Here is an 18,018-nt window from a genome sequence, read left to right as displayed (position 1 = left end):
CCGTTAGCCCCCTAAAACCTGGGGTGTTGCCCGACCAACCGTGCCCGCGGGGCCGCTTTCCCGCCCTTGCAGACCGTCCCCAGCACCCAGCAGTCCAAATGCCGCGCGGTCAATATGGCCAGGGCGCGGTCGGTGTCCTCGGGCGCCACGACGGCGATCATGCCGACGCCCATGTTGAACGTCTTTTCCATCTCCTCGCGCGAAACCCGGCCGCGCTGCGCGATCATCGCGAACACCGGCGCGGGCGTCCAGGTGCCCCGGTCGATCTCGGCGGTCAGGCCGTGCGGGATGACCCGCTGCAGGTTGCCGGCCAGCCCGCCGCCGGTGACGTGGCAGAACGTCCGGACGTGGGTTTCGGCGGTCAGGGCCAGGCAGTCCTTGGCGTAGATCCGGGTCGGCTCCAGCAGCTCCTCGCCGAGGGTGCGGCCGAACTCCTCTACATAGCCGGCCAGGTTCATCCGGTCGATCTCGAGTAGTACCGAGCGGGCCAGCGAGTATCCGTTGGAATGCAGCCCGGACGAGCCCAGCGCGATGACGACGTCGCCCGGTTTGACGCGATCGGGCCCCAGCACGTCGTCGGCCTCGACGATGCCCACGCCGGTGGCCGAGATGTCGTAGTGGTCGGGCTCCATCAGGCCGGGGTGTTCCGCGGTCTCGCCGCCCAGCAGCGCGCAGCCGGCCCGCACGCATCCCTCGGCGATGCCGCTGACGATCGCGCTCAGCCGTTCCGGCACGGTCCGGCCGACCGCGATGTAGTCCTGCAGGAAGAGCGGTTCGGCGCCGCAGACCACGAGGTCGTCGACCACCATCGCCACCAGGTCCAGGCCCACGGTGTCGTGTTTGTCCATCGCCTGGGCGACGGCCAGCTTGGTGCCCACCCCGTCGGTGGAGGCCGCCAGCACCGGTTCCCGGTAGCCGCCGCGCAGCGCGAACAGTCCCGCGAATCCGCCCAGCCCGCCGCGCACCTCGGGCCTGGTGGCCTTCGTGGCCAGCGGCTTGAACAGTTCGACGGCGCGATCACCGGCTTCGATGTCCACCCCGGCCGACGCGTAGGTGATGCCCTGGCTGCCCGGGTTGCGTCCGGGGCTTTTTCCGGGATCCGTCATCGCGATAAAGGCTACCGGGCGGCGGTCACCGCCGGTATCGAACTGCGGTCAGTGCGCGATCGGCACTTCCGGTACGTCACCGGGTGCGAGATCGTCGAGCCCGGATCCGCGCGCGGCGTTGGCGAGCATGTGCTCGATGACGTTCTTGCCGAGCGCGGTTTCGCTGGGCAGCTCGATCGGATACTTGCCGTCGAAGCAGGCGGTGCACAGCCGCGAGGCCGGCTGGTCCGAAGCCGCGATCATGCCCCGCAGCGAGATGTAGCCCAGCGTGTCGGCCCCGATGGCGTGCCGCACCGCCTCGAGCATTTCTTCCTCGTCCTCGACGGCGTTGGCGATCAGCTCCGCCGGTGACGGGAAGTCGATGCCGTAGAAGCACGGCCACTTCACCGGAGGTGAGGCGATGCGCACGTGCACCTCGACGGCCCCGGCCTCGCGCAACATCCGCAGCAACGCGCGCTGGGTGTTGCCGCGGACGATCGAGTCGTCGACGACGATGAGCCGCTTGCCCCGGATCACCTCCCGCAGCGGGTTGAGCTTGAGCCGAATGCCGAGCTGGCGGATGGTCTGCGACGGCTGGATGAAGGTGCGCCCGACGTAGGCGTTCTTCATCAGGCCCTGCCCGTAGGGGACGCCGGACTCCTGCGCGTACCCCACCGCCGCGGGGGTGCCCGACTCCGGCACGCCGATCACCAGGTCGGCGTCGACCGGGCATTCGCGGGCCAGCCGGCGACCGATCTCCACCCGGGCGGCGTGCACGGATCGACCGGCGATCGTGCTGTCCGGCCGCGCCAGGTAGACGTACTCGAAGACGCAGCCCTTGGGCGTGGGGTTGGCGAAACGCGTGGACCGCACCCCGTCGGCGTCGATGGCCAGCAGTTCACCCGGCTCGATGTCGCGCACGAACGACGCGCCGACGATGTCGAGCGCGGCGGTTTCGGAGGCCACCACCCAGCCGCGATCCAGCCGCCCGAGCGAAAGCGGGCGCACCCCGTGCGGGTCGCGGCAGGCGTACAGCGTGTTCTCGTCCATGAACGTCAGGCAGAACGCCCCACGCACCGTCGGCAACAGCTCCAGCGCCGCCTGCTCGAGGGTGGCGTCGGCGGCGCCGTGGGCCAGCAGCGCGCCCAGTATGTCGGAGTCCGTGGTCGCCGGGGCGGGGCAACGCTTGGCGATCAACCCCGCGTCGCGGGCACGGGCGGCAAGCTCGGCGGTGTTGACCAGATTTCCGTTGTGGCCCAACGCAACTCCGGTGCCCGCCGCGGTGTTGCGGAACACCGGCTGGGCGTTTTCCCACGTGGTGTCGCCGGTGGTGGAGTAGCGGCAGTGCCCGATGGCGACGTGGCCCTGCATCGCCCCCAGCGTCTGCTCGTCGAAGACCTGGCTGACCAGGCCGAGGTCTTTGAAGACCAACACCTGGGAGCCGTCGGCGACGGCGATGCCCGCGGCCTCCTGGCCGCGGTGCTGCAACGCGTACAAGCCGTAATAGGTGAGTTTGGCGACTTCTTCGCCGGGGGCCCAGACCCCGAATACGCCACACTCTTCACGCGGTGAGTTCAGGTCCTGCTGGGGTTCCTGGACGGTCACGGGTCGGCGGCTCCCTGGGGAACGGGTGGTGACGTAACGGAGTCTACGGCCACCGCGGGCCCGGCGCCGAATCCGACGGGCGTGTTGAGCGCCGAAAATCCCTCCCGTTTAGCCTTAACCTGCAGTTCAGGGTTATATTCAGCCGACGGTGACCAGAGGCAGCCAGTGGCCGATCTCACCCGCCCGGGAGCCCGATAGCGTCAGGTCACCGGCGCTTTTCGCGTCCGCCAGCGACAGCATCCCGGTGGCCAGCAGCAGCCAGGTCCGCGGATCGGTCTCCACCACGTTGGGCGGCGTGCCGCGGGTGTGCGTCGGCCCGGAGACACACTGCACCGCGGCGAACGGCGGAATCCGGACCTCGACGGCGGCGCCGGGTGCCGCGGCGGCCAGCGTGCGGGCAGTGAGGCGCACCGCGCTCGCCAGGGCGTCGCGGTCGGGCTCCGGACGGGTCTCGTCGCGCAACCAGTCGGCGACGGCGAGCACCGCCAGTCGGGTCTTGACCGGATCGGCCTTCTGACGGGCGGCCATACCCCAGGGTCGCAGACGACCGCCTCCCGGCTCAGCGAGGCCGCCGCTGCACGGTCAGCACCGCCGCCGCGCCGGCCTCGTTGATGGCCAGGTGTACCAGCATCGGGGCGGCCAGGCTGCGGCAGCGGTCGGCCAGCCAACCGAACAGCCAGCCGGCGATCCCGGTGGCCAGCACGGTGGCCGCGACCGGCTCGCCGACCGCGCGCGCGTCCGCGACGTGGGAGAGCCCAAAAGCCGTGGCCTGCAACAGCCTTGCGCCGGATTTGCCGAAGGCGCGCGAACCGGCCGTGGCAAGCGCCCCGCGGAAGGCGGCCTCCTCGGACCACACGGTGCCGATGGGTATCCGCAACAACAGCCAGCCCGGCGCGGGCACCGGAATATCGCGGGCGGCCATCGACAGCCGCACCGGCGGCAGCGGGGTCGTCGCGGCGATGGCCGCCACCGCGGCCGCGCCGGCGGCCGACCCCAGCCGCAGGCCCGCCCACAGCCGCGGCGGACCCAGGCCCAGCGGCGCGCGGGTGGCAAGCACTAGCAGGCCACCAATGCCGGCCTGCAGCACCACCCGCCACGCGCCCGGCAGCCGCGGGCTGACGAAGCTCCAGCCGATCAGGGCGGCGGCTAGGGAGAGCGGCTTTGCGGTTGCCTCTGCGTTCATGGCGAAGAAGTGCGAGTAGCCCGCGCCATCAGCGCAGAGTCAATTCGAGAAGAGTCGCGGCAGCACCGACTCTGAGGTATCCCGCAGTTCGGCCAGCGAGACCGTGAACAGGCCCTGCACCTCCACAGCTTCCGAGCGCTGATCGACGACGCCGATGCGCGCGGCGGGCAGCCCCCGCACCTCGCACATGGAACGGAACCGGCTCTCCTCGGTGCGGGGCACCGCCACCAGCGCGCGGCCGGCCGACTCGGAAAACAAGATCACGAACGGATCGCTGCCCTCGGGAAGCACTATGCGGCAACCGGTTTCACCGGCCAGCGCCGATTCGACGACGGCCTGCGCCAGCCCGCCCTCGGACAGGTCGTGCGCGGCGGACACCAGCCCGTCCCGTGACGCCGAGGACAGCACCTCGGCCAGCAGCTTCTCGCGAGCCAGGTCGACCGCGGGTGGCCGCCCGCCCAGATGGTCGGCGGCGACCTGCGCCCAGACGGAACCGTCGAACTCGTCGCGCGTCTCGCCCAGCAGCAACAGCGTCTCGCCCGGCTCGGTGCCCAGTGCGACGGGGAGACGTCGACTCACGTCGTCCAGGACACCCAGTACGCCCACCACCGGTGTCGGCAGGATCGCCGCCGAGCCGGTCTGGTTGTAGAAGCTGACATTGCCGCCGGTCACCGGAATCCCCAGGGCCGCACAGCCATCGGCCAGGCCGCGCACCGCCTCCGCGAATTGCCACATCACGCCGGGGTCCTCGGGCGAGCCGAAGTTGAGGCAGTTGGTCACGGCGACCGGGGTGGCACCGGTGACGGCGACGTTGCGGTACGCCTCGGCCAGCGCCAGCTGGGCGCCGAGGTAGGGATCCAGCAGCGTGTAGCGCCCCGAGGCGTCGGTCGACACCGCGATGCCGCGGCCGGTCGACTCGTCGATGCGCAGCACCCCACCGTCGGCGTGCTCTGCCAGCACGGTGTTGCCGCGCACGTACCGGTCGTACTGCTCGGTGATGAACGCCCGGCTGCACAGGTGCGGGCTGCCAAGCAGCGCAAGCAAAGTCGCGCGCAACTCGTCACCGGTGGCCGGGCGAGGCAGCCGGCTCGAGGTGTCCGCGTTCAGGGCGTCCTGTGATTCGGGGCAGGCAACCGGCCGCTGGTACACCGGGCCCTCGTGGGCCACGGTGCGCGGTGGCACGTCGACCACCGTCTCGCCGTGCCAGGTGATCTGCAGCCGGTCGCCGTCGGTGACCTCGCCGATGACGGTGGCCAGCACCTCCCATTTGCGGCACACCGCGAGGAAGGCCTCCACGTTCTCCGGCGCGACCACCGCGCACATCCGCTCCTGCGACTCACTGGAAAGAATCTCGGCGGGCGTCATATTCGCGGCCCGCAGTGGGACGTCGTCCAATTCGACGCGCATGCCGCCGTCGCCAGCCGAGGCGAGTTCCGATGTGGCACAGGATAATCCGGCCCCGCCGAGGTCTTGGATGCCGATCACCAGGCCCGCCGCATACAGCTCGAGGCAGCACTCGATGAGCACCTTCTCGGTGAAGGGGTCGCCGACCTGCACCGAGGGCAGCTTCTTACGGCCCGGGCCCTCGCCCTCGTCGCCGCCGAAGGTTTCCGACGCCAGCACGGACACGCCGCCGATGCCGTCGAGCCCGGTGCGCGCGCCGAACAGGATGATCTTGTTGCCGGCGCCGGACGCGAACGCCAGGTGCAGATCCTCTTTGCGCAGCGCCCCGACGCACAGCGCGTTCACCAGCGGATTGCCCGCGTACGAGGCGTCGAACACGGTCTCGCCGCCGATGTTGGGCAGGCCCAACGAGTTCCCGTACCCCCCGATGCCGCGAACCACGCCGTCGAGCACGCGGCGGGTGTCCGGGGCGTCGGCCGCGCCGAACCGGAGCTGGTCCATCACCGCGACGGGCCGCGCACCCATGGCCATGATGTCGCGGACGATCCCGCCGACGCCGGTGGCGGCGCCCTGGTAGGGCTCGACGTACGACGGGTGGTTGTGCGACTCCACCTTGAACGTGACCGCCCAGCCGTCGCCGATGTCGACCACCCCGGCGTTCTCGCCGATCCCGGCCAGCATGCCGGCGCGCATCTCGTCGGTGGTGGTCTCGCCGAAGTAGCGCAGGTGGACCTTGGAGGACTTGTACGAGCAGTGTTCACTCCACATCACCGAGTACATCGCCAACTCGGTGTCGGTGGGCCTGCGTCCCAGGATCTCGCGTATCCGCTGGTACTCGTCGTCCTTGAGGCCGAGCTCGCGAAACGGTTGCGGCTGATCGGGAGTGGCCGCGGCGTGCTCCACGGTGTCGACCGCGTGGGTGCGCTCGCTCGTCCCGGACACAGTCACGCAGACAGTCTAGGGTGGCTCCGCTCGAGCCGTCCTGACGCCGGGCACGTCCGATGGCCCGCGGCCGACGCTATTGCCCGACGACGCAGAAGACGTTGCCCTCCGGGTCGCCCAACACCACCCAGCGGAAGTTGTCGCCGAAGCTGTGCCGGCCGACCTCGCTGGCCCCGGCCGCCGTCAGCCGCGCCACCTCGGCGTCGACGTCGGCGGCGCCGAAGTCGAGGTGCACCCGGTTTTTCCCGGGCGTGGGGTCGGGCACCTTCTGGAATCCGAGCCGGGGTCCTGCCGGCAGGGTCACCGCGGTGAACTCGTCGGCGAGCAGCTCCTGGGTCGTGCCACCGAACTGCTCGGCCCACCAGCCGGCCAGCCCGGCGGGATCGCTGCAGTCGAAGGTGATCATCTCCACGTTGAGCGCCATACCGCCAGACCCTATGCCGTCGGCGACAAAAACGCTTGCAGGGCCGCCGAATAGGCGGCCACGTCGCGGGCTCCCATCAACTCGCGCGCCGAGTGCATGGCAAGCTGCGGAGCGCCTACGTCGACGGTAGGGATGCCGGTCCTGGCCGAGGCCAGCGGCCCGATCGTCGACCCGCACGGCAGGTCGGCCCGGTGCTCGTAGCGCTGCAACCCGACGCCGGCCCGCCGGCAGGCCAGCGCGAACGCCGCGGCGGTGCGTCCATCGGTGGCGTAGCGCAGATTGGGGTGCACCTTGAGCACCGGCCCGCCGTTGACCTCGATCGGATGACCGGGCTCGTGCCGCTCCGGATAGTTGGGGTGGGTGGCGTGCGCCATGTCCGCCGAAGCCAGCAACGAAACCGGCAGGCGGCGCAAATAGTCTTCCCGGCCGCCGCCGGCCGCCAACACGATCCGTTCCAGGACGGTGCCGAGCAGGTCGGACTGCGCACCGTGATCGGAGGACGACCCCACCTCCTCGTGGTCGAAGAGCACCAACACCGGCACGGCGCCGCGCGGCTCCGCCGCCACCAACGCCTCCACGCCGGCATAGCAACTCGCCTGGTTGTCCAGCCGCGGCGCGCTGACCAGGCCGGCATCGGCGCCGATCACCGCGGACGGCGTCAGATCGTGCGTCATCAGGTCGGCCGACAGCACGTCGGCCGGCGCCACCCCGGCGCGCTCGGCGACGTAGTCGACGAAGGACGCGGCGTCGCCGGCAGCCCACACCGCGTTGAGGTGTCGTTGCGGGTCCAGCGTGAGGGTCTTGCGGTCCTCGGCCAGGTGGATGGCGAGCTGCGGCACCCGCAGGATCGGGTCGTCTATCCGCACCAGGCGGTGCGTGGCGCGGTCGCCGTCGCGGACCGACAACCGCCCGCTGATGCCCAAATCCCGATCCAGCCAGGAGTTGAGCCACGCTCCCCCGTAGGGCTCCAGCGCCAACACCCGCCAGCCGGCCACCGCCCGGTCGGGATGCTGCTTGACCCGTAGGTTCGGGCTGTCGGTGTGCGCGCCGACGATCCGAAACGCCCCCACCGGGCCGACGGAATTCCACGCCACCAGCGAGCCGGCCCGGACGATGAAGTAGTGGCCGGATTGTTCGGGCCAGCGGTCGGCCTCGCTCAGTTCGGTGTATCCGGCGTCGACCAGTCGCGCGGCCACCGTGGCGCAAACATGAAACGGCGATGGAGACGCGTCGATGAAATCGCAGAGGCCTGCGGCGGTGGCCGACATGTTCACCATCATGGCTGTCGGCGAAGGCGGAGTTGACGCTAGGGTCGCCCATGTGCCTCCGGTTCAGCCGCAGCCCATCCTCGCGCCGTTGACGCCCGCCGCAATCTTCCTCGTGGTCACCATCGACGACGGCGGCGAGGCGACGGTGCACGACGCGCTGCCGGACCTGTCGGGGCTGGTGCGTGCCATCGGCTTCCGCGATCCCACCAAGCGGTTGTCGGTGGTCACCTCGATCGGTTCCGACGCATGGGACCGGTTGTTCGGCGGGCCTCGGCCCGCCGAGTTGCATGCCTTCGTCGAGCTGACCGGGCCGCGACACGTGGCGCCGGCCACGCCCGGCGATCTGCTGTTCCACATTCGGGCCGAGGCGATGGACGTGTGTTTCGAGCTGGCCGGCAACATCCTCAAGTCGATGGCGGGTGCGGTCACCGTGGTCGACGAGGTCCACGGCTTCCGGTTCTTCGACAACCGCGATCTGCTCGGCTTCGTCGACGGCACCGAAAACCCCGATGGCCCAATCGCTGTCAGTGCCACCGCCATCGGCGACGAGGACCCCGACTTCGCCGGCTCCTGCTACGTCCACGTGCAGAAGTACCTGCACGACATGTCGTCGTGGAATTCGCTGCCGGTCCCCGAGCAGGAGCGGGTGATCGGCCGAACCAAGTTGGAAGACATCGAACTCGATGACGAGGACAAGCCGCCGAACTCACACATCGCGCTGAACGTGATCGAGGACGACGACGGCAGCGAGCTGAAGATCGTGCGGCACAACATGCCGTTCGGCGAGCTGGGCAAGGACGAGTACGGCACCTACTTCATCGGCTACTCGCGCACGCCCGAGGTCACCGAGCGGATGCTGCGCAACATGTTCCTCGGCGATCCGCCCGGCAACACCGACCGCATCCTGGATTTCTCCACCGCGGTCACCGGCGGGCTGTTCTTCTCCCCCACAGTGGATTTCCTCGACGACCCACCACCCCTGCCCGCCCCGCCGGTGGCACGGTCCGCCACGCCCTCCTACGCCCCCGCCTCCAACGGCTCACTCTCGATCGGCAGCCTGAAAGGAATCAGCCAATGATGAACAACCTCTACCGAGACCTGGCGCCGGTCACCGAAGCCGCCTGGGAAGAAATCGAATTGGAGGCGACGCGAACCTTCAAGCGGCACATCGCCGGGCGCCGGGTGGTCGACGTCAGTGAGCCCGGCGGACCCGTCACCGCGGCGGTCAGCACCGGCCGGCTGATCGACGTCGAGGCGCCCGGCGACGGCGTCGTCGCTCATCTACGGGCCAGCAAACCCCTTGTCCGGCTGCGTGTTCCGTTCACGCTGTCGCGTTCCGAGATCGACGACGTCGAGCGCGGTTCCAAGGACTCCGACTGGGATCCGGTCAAGGCCGCCGCCAAGAGGCTGGCGTTCGTCGAGGACCGCACCGTCTTCGAGGGCTACGCCGCCGCGTCGATCGAGGGCATCCGCAGCGCCAGCTCCAACAAGGCGCTGACGCTGCCCGAGGACCCCCGCGACATGCCCGACGCCATCTCCCAGGCGTTGACCGAACTGCGGCTGGCCGGTGTCGACGGACCCTATTCGGTGCTGCTGAGCGCCGACGTCTACACCAAGGTCAGCGAGACCACCGAACACGGGTATCCGATCCGCGAGCACCTGAACCGGTTGGTGGACGGCGACATCATCTGGGCGCCGGCCATTGACGGCGCTTTCGTGCTGACCACCCGGGGCGGCGACTTCGACCTGCAGCTGGGCACCGACGTCGCGATCGGATACAGCAGCCACGACGCCGACACCGTGCAGCTCTATCTGCAGGAGACCCTGACGTTCCTCTGCTACACCTCGGAGGCGTCGGTCGCGCTCGGCCCGTAGACAGGAAGCCTTCGTGGCTAAAGGTCGAGGACGAGGTCGCTTTCGGGAGCCGCCGAGCAGATGAGCACCGTGCCCTGGCCGGGCAGCTCCAGCGGCGCCTGCACGTAGGTTGTCGTCCCGGCGACCACTCCGGTCTCACACACATGGCAGACGCCACTTCGGCACGAGAATCGGCTGGGCACGTCGCAGGCCTCGGCCAGGTCCAGAATATTGGCGTAATCGGCGGACCAGTTGACGGTGAGCCCGCTTCGGGAGAAGGTGATTGACGGTCCGGTCCCTGGTTGTCCGGCAGGCAGATGCGGGGGCTTACGCGGGGCCCCGTCGACGATGCCGGGATTGATGGGCGGTAGGGCACCGAACAATTCGCTGTGAATCTGCGAGAGGGTGAAACCGGCCGCGGCGAGCGCATCGTTCATGTCGGACATGAATTGCGTTGGACCGCATAGGTACACCGCCGCATCGGCCGGCAGTCCAACCGCCGCGATTGTCGCCGGGTCCGGGTGCCCCTGCGTCTGCGTATAGAACACCCGTTGCCGGGCGTGCGGCAAGGACTCGATGAGCGTTGTGACTTCTGTTGCAAAAACCTGGGTTTCGCGACTTCGTGTTGTGTGTAGCCACCAGATGTCGCGTGTACTTCGGCCGGCCGACAGCGCATGCAACATTGCCAGAACAGGAGTGATACCGATTCCGGCTGAAATCAGGACCACCGGATTGCTTCCCTCGGTCAGATAGAAGTTGCCGCGTGGCGCGGCGGCCTCGACGACGGATCCGGTTTTGACGTGGGCGTGCAGCCAGCGGCTCACCAAGCCGTGGTCTTCGCGCTTGACGCTGATGCGGTATTCCCCCGCGGCGGGGTCACCCGAGAGGGAGTAGCTGCGCATCGGCGTGGGCTCGGCGGCCCCGGGGATTCGTAGGGTCAGGTACTGGCCCGGAAGCGGCCGTGGCAGCGAACTGTGATCGTCGGCTTGCAGGCGGATCGATATCACCTGTGCGCTTTCCCGGGTTATCGCGCTGACTCGCAGCGGACGAAATCCCTTCCACCCCGGCTCGGTCCCGACGGGCGGTGCTGTCTCGGTCGCTGCGCTGTCGTGCGCTTGCAGCATGTCGCGGAATGACTGCTGCCAGCCGGGGCTGAGCGCGGGTACGTCGACGATCCCGCGCAGCTGTTCGATTTTGCGGTTCGGCAGATACAACAGCGCGTCGACGTCGGCGACGCTGAGTTCGTGACGGCCCCGCCGGACGCGCACGATGTCATCACCGGCACGCACCCGCCCCTCGGCGATGACCCGGAAGTAGAAGCCCGGGCGATGCTGTGATACAAGCAAATTGGGCATTTCGGGTTCGTCGAGGCGCAGGCCGATGCGGAAACAGGTGACACGCGGCTGCGTCACCTCGAACTCTGCCTCACCGATTCGATAGCGGTCACCGATGCACACTTCGTCGTCGGACAGTCCGGTGATGGTGAAATTCTCGCCGAAGTGACCGGGCAGCAGATCTTGGCGATTCAGATATGTCTTCCAGAAGTCATACGACTCCGTCTGGTACACCATGACGGCGCGTTGTTCGCCGCCGTGGCCCGCCAAGTCGCCCTGCGCGTCGCCGTCGATGTTGGTGCGACGCACCATGACGGGTCCTTCGACCGGGGTCTTCCATATTCCGGTGTATACGGTCTTACCCCGCCACCGCACGTTCTTGGGCATGCCCACGTTGACGGAGACAAGCCTGCCCACTTTTGCCTCCTCCCGCTCAGCGACGTGCGGAGCTGCGGATTGGGATGACTGACCCAGAATATTCCCAGCCGATCGACCGGTCAACGTCTACGGAGACTATTGCGGTCCGTACGTTTCATGCATACTGGGATGCACATCCCAAAATAGCAGCGGCGCCGGCGGATGACAGCGCCGCGATCGTGGCGCCGAAAACCTCGACCCCACGGCACAGGAGGTGTCGCATGCCAGCTGTTCATCACCGATACACCACCGTCGCCGGCCATCGGCTGTTCTTCCGCGAAGCCGGCGACGCAGGTGCGCCAGTGCTGGTCCTGTTGCACGGATTTCCGACGAGTTCCTACATGTACCGGAACCTGATTCCGGCGGTCGCTGACCGCTACCACGTGATCGCACCCGACCACCTGGGCTTTGGGCTCTCGGACGCGCCCGGCGTCGAGGAGTTCGACTACACCTTCGATGCGCTCACCGACCTGACCGCGGGCCTGCTGCAGAACTTGGGCATCGACCGCTACGCGATGTATGTGCAGGACTACGGCGCCCCCATCGGTTGGCGACTGGCGCTTCGCGAGCCGTCCGCGATTACGGCGATCATCAGCCAAAATGGCAACGCCTACGACGCCGGGTTCGTCGAGAATTTCTGGAAGGTCGTGCAGGCCTATCAAGATGAACGCACAGCCGATACCGAGGTGGCCGTACGGCAGTTTCTCACCCTGGACGCGACCCGGTGGCAGTACCTCACCGGCGTCGCCGACGAGACGCTGGTCGACCCGGAGTCCTGGTATCACGACTATGCGCTGATATCTCGGCCCGGCAACGACCTCGTGCAACTGAAACTCCTGCGGGACTATGCCACCAACGCGCCGCTTTACCCTCGCGTACACGAATACTTCCGCGCCAACCGCGTACCACTGCTGGCAGTATGGGGTCGCGGTGACGAAATCTTCGGCCCGGCCGGCGCCGAGGCATTCGCCGACGACCTTCCCGATGCCGAAATCCATCTGATCGACGGCGGGCATTTCCTGCTGGAGTCCGCACTGGACGAAGTCGTCGAGCTGATCCGAAACTTCCTCGCACGGGTGCAGGTGCCGACCTGACGGGCGTGCGGACGGCACACCCAGCAATGGGCTGGATATCCCATAATTGGAGATGTTCAGAAGTTAGCCTGACGCGATGGGCCATCCCGATGTTCAGGACGAACAACGGTTGACCGCCAAGGGGCGCGCCACCCGCGACAGGATCGTGCAGGCCGCCGCCGAGCTGATTGTCACCCAGGGGCTGTCGGCCTTGAACATGGAAAACGTGCGTAGGGCTGCGTCGGTCAGCGGTTCTCAGCTTGCTCACTACTTTGAGGACAAAAAAGCGCTGCTCCGTGCTGTCATCAGGCGCCAGGTCGGTGTGGTTCTGGACTTTCATCGCCAGCCCCGGCTCGGTGACCTGGACTCGTTCGACGACTTCGAACGGTGGATTGATCTCAACATGCGTTACCTACGACGCATCGGAACCTCCGGCGGCACACCCACTTACCACGCCCTTGCCGCGCAGCTGACGAAGTCCGACGATGCGACTCGTGCGACGTTGGCGGCAGGCTACTGGCAGTGGATCGAGTCGCTCGAATCAGCCATCCAGCGAATGAAAGACCGCCGCGTTCTCGATGCGAATGCCGATCCGCGGCAAATCGGGTTGGCCATCGTCGGCGCCCACCAGGGCGGCGGAACCCTTGCGTTTACCTATCGGGCGGAGTGGCCACACGCCGATGCCACGCGATTCGCCGTCAACTATCTGCGGATGTTCGCCACCGACCCCGATGAGCGAGCCCCGCGTCCAGCGCGACGTCCCCGTGGTCGGCGCCGCACGACATTGGCCCCAGTGATGCCCAGGCACGCTATGAACCGCGAGGGCACACCGCGATTCACCCGCAAGGGGCTGGAGACGCGGCGGCGCATCGTCGACGCCGCCGCCCGCCTCATGTTCGAGCGGGGCGTTGGCAACACCAGCATCGACGACGTGCGTAACACCGCAGGGGTCGGCGGATCACAGATCTCGCACTATTTCCGCGACAAACGGGACCTTACCCGGCAGGTGATCGCCGCGCGACGCGGCGAGGTGATTGCGTTTCACACGCAACCTCGGCTCGGCGCGCTCGACAGGTTCGAGGCGCTGCAAGTGTGGGCCGACGCCTGCGTGGCCGACATCGATACCGTTTACCGACGGGGCGGGTGCGTCTACGGCTCGCTGGCCGGCGAGCTGATCGACGCCGACGACGAAATTCGCGACGAGCTCGCCGACGGGTACGACCTGTGGCTCGACCTATTCCAGAACGGCCTGACGGCGATGCGGCGCCGCGGCGACCTGCGTTCTGACGCCGACCCACGACACCTTGCTGTGTCGCTGGTCATCGCGCACCAGGGTGGCGCCATGCTCACACATGCGACCGGCGATGCGGAACCGCTGCGGGCAGCCGTCGGCGCCGCCGTCGACTACGTGCGCTCGTTCGCGGCTGCAGCCCCTCGTAAAAGGCGATCGACCTCGGCGCGGGGCACACCCAAACCATGATCGGCCGATCGATGATGTCCGGCGGACATCAGCGCCCTTCCCCCGCAGCGCTTTTCGGTGTGGGAATGTCCGGCCGTAGGTAGCCGACGAGACATAGACAAATCAGGGCCATCCCCACCACCGGCCATCTGAGCGCGATCACCGCCGCCGCGGTGAAGACACCGATCGTGATGACCGATCTCATCCGCAGCATCCGCCGCATGAGCTGCGATACGTCCTCGTGGGCGGGCCGATCGACGGCCTCCCAACAGAGTGCGACGTAGGTGACATTGACGAGGACGAAGACGCCTGCATACAGGGCCACCGGCGCCGCGGCGAGCCTGCTATCGGCGATCCACGCGGTGGTGAACGGAATGAGCGACACCGAGAAGAGATGCGCGAAGTTCGACCACACCAGCCGTGGCGTCGCCGCCTCCGCATAGTTGAACAGGTGATGGTGATTGACCCACACAATCGCGATGAACAGATAACTCACCACGTAGCTCAGACCGGTGGGCCAAAGCGGCAACAAGGCACTGAAGCTATGGGCGGATGGCGGCCTCAGCTCGAGGACCAGGATCGTGATGAGGACCGCGAACACGCCGTCGGAAAACTGCCTGACCCGTTCCGGGCTGGTTTGTCGCGCAGCCACCGCTTCCTCCCGCCTCATTCGCGGCCGTTACCTCGTCCGCCCTGGACAAATCTGGGTGGGTCCACCCATAATATTGGGTTATTCGACCCATTATGATCCATCCGTCGATGGTAATCTAACTGCCGCGGTGCGGCTCTCGCGACCCAATATCCGAAGCCGGACTAACGATTTGGAAATGAGACAGCTATGGCCACCAGCGCCGTCACAGCATCGCAAAATGCACCGGCCGCACTGCCTACGGCGCCCGCGGTAGTACGCGAACAGCCTGGCGGCGAAGGCATGCGCGCGATCATCCTGAACGGATTTGGCGGGCTCGACAGACTGGTCTACACAGACATCCCCAAGCCGCGGCCCAGGGACGGCGATGTCGTGATCAAGGTGCAAGGATTCGGTATCAACCACGCCGAGATGCACATGCGCAGGGGGGAATGGGCGGAAGCCGCGGAAGTCAGCGGCATCGAATGCGTCGGCATCGTCGACTCGTGCCCAGGAGGGGAATTTCCGGTCGGCGCAAAGGTGGCGGCGCTGATGGGCGGCCTGGGGCGAACCATCAACGGCAGCTACGCCGAATACACCCGTGTACGCGCCGCGAATGTCGCCCTCATCGAATCCGACCTGACCTGGTCAGATTTGGCGGCCATACCCGAAACCTATGCGACCGCTTGGACATGTCTGTTTCGCAACCTCAACCTCGCAGCCGGACACACCCTCGTGGTGCGCGGTGCAACATCGTCGTTCGGCCAGGCGGCGCTCAAGATGGCGGTCGCCGCTGGGGCGCGTGTCGTCGCCACCACGCGCAACTCCAAGCGCGTGCCCATGCTGGAGAACTTGGGCGCTTCGCGCGTGGAGTTGGAGCGGCCCGACCTGGCGGCTCATATCGCCGAATCAAAGCAGATCGACGCCGTCCTCGATCTTGTGGGCAATAGCACCATCCTCGACTCCCTCGACATGCTGCGCCGCGGCGGCGCGGCCTGCTTGGCGGGCTGGCTGGGCGGACTCGACCCCATCGGGGATTTCAATCCGCTGCTGCGCATGGCCAGTGGGGTGAACCTGAACTTCTTCGGCAGCTTTGTTTTCGGGACTCCCGGATTCCCGCTTTCGGACGTGCCCCTGCAGGACATCGCACGGCAGGTGGCTGACGGGAAGCTCGACGCGAAGCCATCGCGCGTCTTTTCGTTCGATCAAATTCACGAAGCGCACCGAGTCATGGAGGCGGGAGAAGCCGGCGGAAAAATGGTCGTTGTCATGGACTGACGCAGGCCGAAGCTTTTGGGGATTTTCGCATCAGGGAGGACATGACAATGGGTTTGGCATGGCAACAGGGTCCGCTGGCCACCGGTTCGATCGGGCACTTTCTCACCGAGCAGCCGTTGCCGGCGCGGCTGCTCTACGCGGAGCCGTTGCGCCGCCGCATGCGGGTGCTCTTCGCCGACACATGGGTCGCCGACAGCGAGGACGTCGTCTTGCTCCACGAGCCGGGACGTTACCCGGTGGCTTACTTCCCGCTCGGCGATGTCGTACCGGACATCCTGGTCACCGAGGACCGGGTCACTCAACACCAGGACCTCGGCGAAACACAGTGGTTCACCGTGAGAGTTGCGGGTCGAGAGGTTAACCACGGCGCCTGGCAACACACTGGCTTGCCGCGGCACGCGGGCGTTCTCGGCGCGCGACTCGCATTCGCCTGGCGGGCCATGGACGCCTTCTACGAAGAGAGGGAACGTATCGTCGGGCACGCCGCCGACGCCTATCACCGCATCGACATCCGCTCTACGTCACGGCATCTCGTCGTCCAAGACGGTGAGCAGATGATCGCCGATACGAAGCACCCGCTGGCCCTGTATGAATCGGGTTTTGCACCCCGCTGGTACGTTCCGCGCGAAAATATCGACGAATCGGCCCTCAAACTCATTGATACACAAACGTTTTGCCCATACAAAGGGATATGCTCCTACTACGACATCGGCACCCATAAGCGCGCCGCGTGGTCCTACATCAATGCCTGGCCCGAAGTGGGCCGGGTAACCAATCTGGTGTCATTCGAGCCCGACAAGGTCGACGTCTATCTCGACGGTAAGCAGCTACAGCTCGAGCCCGGCCAAACCGTCATCCCCCACGGTGTGGACCGAGGACTCGATACCGACGAGGTGCTCGGGAAAACCCCCACCGGAGTCATCCGATGAAGGCGCCGTTGGAGGTCGTCATCCTGCCCGTATCGGATCCTGATCGATCGCTGCGCTTCTACCGCGACCAGGTCGGCTTCGATCTCGACGTCGACTACTCACCCGCGCCCGGCTTCCGGGTCGTTCAGCTGACGCCCCAGGGATCCGGCACCTCCATCCAGTTCGGAGCCGGCCTGACCGACGCGCCTCCAGGTTCGGTGCAGGGCCTGTATCTGGTGGTCTCCGACATCGAGGAATACCGCTCGGAACTGGCGGATCGCGGGGTGGCCGTCAGCGACATCCGCCACAAGGACACCGAGGGCGGCTGGCGAGGGGGATTTCTGCCGGGCCTTGATCCCGATCGAGCTGATTACGCCAGCTTTGCCGATTTCCACGACCCCGATGGCAATGCGTGGGTGCTGCAAGAGCGCAACTACGAGCCGACGTGAATTCCGAGCACCCACCGTCTGTACTCGTGTTCGACGTGAACGAGACGCTGGTCGATATCGACGCCCTGGCACCGCTTTTCACGGACCTGTTCGGCAATCGGCGGGTGCTTCGCGAATGGTTTGCACAGCTCGTCATGTATTCGATGACCGCGACGTTGGCGGAGAACTACGTGAACTTCTCCTCGCTCGCCCAAGGTGTGCTGCGCATGCTGGGTGACATCTACGAGATAGATGTCACAGACGGCCACTTGGCACGCCTGAGGACCGGACTGCTCACGATGCCGGCCCACCCGGACGCGGCCGAAGGCCTTGCCGTGTTGCGCAACAACGGTTTTCGCCTGGTTACCCTGACCAATTCGCCACCGAACCCGTACGGACCGACCGCGCTGCAGAATTCAGGGCTGGCGAGGTTCTTCGAACTACAGTTGAGCGTGGATGCCTGCCGTGCCTTCAAACCGTCGCCGACGGTGTATCGATACGTATGCGAAACGCTCGGCGTTGCACCCGCCGATTGCATGATGGTGGCCGCGCACGTGTGGGATATCCTCGGGGCCCAGAACGTCGGCTTCAGCGGCGCCCTCATCGCCCGGCCGGGCAATCCGCCGCTGCCCGTCGACGGCCTGGCGCAACCGGACCTCGTCGCAACCGACGTGCGCCAGCTCGCCGGGCAGCTCATCACCGGGCGACGCTGAACCCCGGGCGTCGTG

The 18,018-nt window shown here is 67.1% G+C and carries 17 protein-coding genes; 8 read left to right on the top strand and 9 right to left on the bottom strand.

The window, feature by feature from the left end; all coding sequences use genetic code 11:
• Positions 1 to 11: 11 nt before the first annotated feature.
• The 7 genes from purM to OQ968_RS00685 all read right to left on the bottom strand — a co-directional run bounded on the left by purM (position 12) and on the right by OQ968_RS00685 (position 7,911).
• Entirely contained in the window at positions 12 to 1,106 is a 1,095-nt protein-coding gene (purM, locus tag OQ968_RS00715; protein WP_324673689.1) for a phosphoribosylformylglycinamidine cyclo-ligase, read from the bottom strand.
• Positions 1,107 to 1,154: 48 nt separating this feature from the next.
• The gene (purF, locus tag OQ968_RS00710; RefSeq protein WP_324673687.1) at positions 1,155 to 2,690 is read right to left on the bottom strand and encodes an amidophosphoribosyltransferase; all 1,536 of its coding nucleotides are present in this window, start codon (positions 2,688 to 2,690) and stop codon (positions 1,155 to 1,157) included.
• 138 nt (positions 2,691 to 2,828) lie between these two features.
• Positions 2,829 to 3,218 carry a sterol carrier family protein gene (locus OQ968_RS00705; protein WP_324673685.1) on the bottom strand — a complete coding sequence of 130 codons (390 nt, stop codon included), beginning with the start codon at positions 3,216 to 3,218 and terminating at the stop codon, positions 2,829 to 2,831.
• A gap of 31 nt (positions 3,219 to 3,249) precedes the next feature.
• Entirely contained in the window at positions 3,250 to 3,873 is a 624-nt protein-coding gene (locus OQ968_RS00700; protein ID WP_324673683.1) for a type II CAAX endopeptidase family protein, read from the bottom strand.
• 39 nt (positions 3,874 to 3,912) lie between these two features.
• Positions 3,913 to 6,225 (bottom strand): phosphoribosylformylglycinamidine synthase subunit PurL, encoded by a 2,313-nt coding sequence (gene purL, locus OQ968_RS00695; RefSeq protein ID WP_324673681.1) that lies wholly within the window; start codon positions 6,223 to 6,225, stop codon positions 3,913 to 3,915.
• A gap of 70 nt (positions 6,226 to 6,295) precedes the next feature.
• Positions 6,296 to 6,643 (bottom strand): VOC family protein, encoded by a 348-nt coding sequence (locus OQ968_RS00690; protein ID WP_324673679.1) that lies wholly within the window; start codon positions 6,641 to 6,643, stop codon positions 6,296 to 6,298.
• Between the two features lie 11 nt (positions 6,644 to 6,654).
• The gene (locus OQ968_RS00685) at positions 6,655 to 7,911 is read right to left on the bottom strand and encodes a M18 family aminopeptidase (RefSeq protein WP_324673677.1); all 1,257 of its coding nucleotides are present in this window, start codon (positions 7,909 to 7,911) and stop codon (positions 6,655 to 6,657) included.
• Between the two features lie 10 nt (positions 7,912 to 7,921).
• Between OQ968_RS00685 and OQ968_RS00680 the strand changes: the two genes are divergently transcribed.
• The gene (locus tag OQ968_RS00680; protein ID WP_324673675.1) at positions 7,922 to 8,989 is read left to right on the top strand and encodes a Dyp-type peroxidase; all 1,068 of its coding nucleotides are present in this window, start codon (positions 7,922 to 7,924) and stop codon (positions 8,987 to 8,989) included.
• On the top strand, positions 8,989 to 9,786 hold the full coding sequence (locus tag OQ968_RS00675) for a family 1 encapsulin nanocompartment shell protein (RefSeq protein ID WP_324674971.1): 798 nt from the start codon (positions 8,989 to 8,991) through the stop codon (positions 9,784 to 9,786). The genes OQ968_RS00680 and OQ968_RS00675 overlap by 1 nt, the downstream gene beginning before the upstream one ends.
• Positions 9,787 to 9,803: 17 nt before the next feature.
• Here OQ968_RS00675 and OQ968_RS00670 read toward each other — a convergent pair whose 3' ends face one another.
• A complete protein-coding gene (locus OQ968_RS00670; protein ID WP_324674969.1) occupies positions 9,804 to 11,516 on the bottom strand; it encodes an MOSC and FAD-binding oxidoreductase domain-containing protein in 1,713 nt (570 codons plus the stop codon).
• Between the two features lie 221 nt (positions 11,517 to 11,737).
• Between OQ968_RS00670 and OQ968_RS00665 the strand changes: the two genes are divergently transcribed.
• A complete protein-coding gene (locus OQ968_RS00665; RefSeq protein WP_324673672.1) occupies positions 11,738 to 12,610 on the top strand; it encodes an alpha/beta fold hydrolase in 873 nt (290 codons plus the stop codon).
• 76 nt (positions 12,611 to 12,686) lie between these two features.
• A complete protein-coding gene (locus OQ968_RS00660) occupies positions 12,687 to 14,069 on the top strand; it encodes a TetR/AcrR family transcriptional regulator (RefSeq protein ID WP_324673670.1) in 1,383 nt (460 codons plus the stop codon).
• Between the two features lie 28 nt (positions 14,070 to 14,097).
• Here OQ968_RS00660 and OQ968_RS00655 read toward each other — a convergent pair whose 3' ends face one another.
• Positions 14,098 to 14,718: a TMEM175 family protein gene (locus tag OQ968_RS00655; RefSeq protein ID WP_324673668.1), complete on the bottom strand. Its 621-nt coding sequence runs from the start codon at positions 14,716 to 14,718 to the stop codon at positions 14,098 to 14,100.
• A 168-nt stretch (positions 14,719 to 14,886) separates the two neighbouring features.
• On the opposite strand from OQ968_RS00655, the gene OQ968_RS00650 reads away from it, so the two are divergent.
• The 4 genes from OQ968_RS00650 to OQ968_RS00635 are packed head-to-tail and all read left to right on the top strand — an operon-like array spanning position 14,887 to position 18,003.
• A complete protein-coding gene (locus OQ968_RS00650) occupies positions 14,887 to 15,954 on the top strand; it encodes a zinc-binding dehydrogenase (RefSeq protein WP_324673666.1) in 1,068 nt (355 codons plus the stop codon).
• Positions 15,955 to 16,001: 47 nt separating this feature from the next.
• Positions 16,002 to 16,883 carry a DUF427 domain-containing protein gene (locus OQ968_RS00645; RefSeq protein ID WP_324673664.1) on the top strand — a complete coding sequence of 294 codons (882 nt, stop codon included), beginning with the start codon at positions 16,002 to 16,004 and terminating at the stop codon, positions 16,881 to 16,883.
• Positions 16,880 to 17,311, top strand: a complete 432-nt coding sequence (locus tag OQ968_RS00640; protein WP_324673662.1) for a VOC family protein — start codon at positions 16,880 to 16,882, stop codon at positions 17,309 to 17,311. The genes OQ968_RS00645 and OQ968_RS00640 overlap by 4 nt, the downstream gene beginning before the upstream one ends.
• A gap of 26 nt (positions 17,312 to 17,337) precedes the next feature.
• Positions 17,338 to 18,003: a haloacid dehalogenase type II gene (locus OQ968_RS00635; protein WP_324673660.1), complete on the top strand. Its 666-nt coding sequence runs from the start codon at positions 17,338 to 17,340 to the stop codon at positions 18,001 to 18,003.
• Positions 18,004 to 18,018 lie beyond the last annotated feature (15 nt).

Origin of the sequence: Mycobacterium sp. 663a-19, from assembly GCF_035616495.1 — a bacterium.
Lineage (GTDB): Bacteria > Actinomycetota > Actinomycetes > Mycobacteriales > Mycobacteriaceae > Mycobacterium.
Note: the sequence above shows the minus strand (reverse complement) of the source record. Positions and strands in the feature narration are given on the sequence as shown.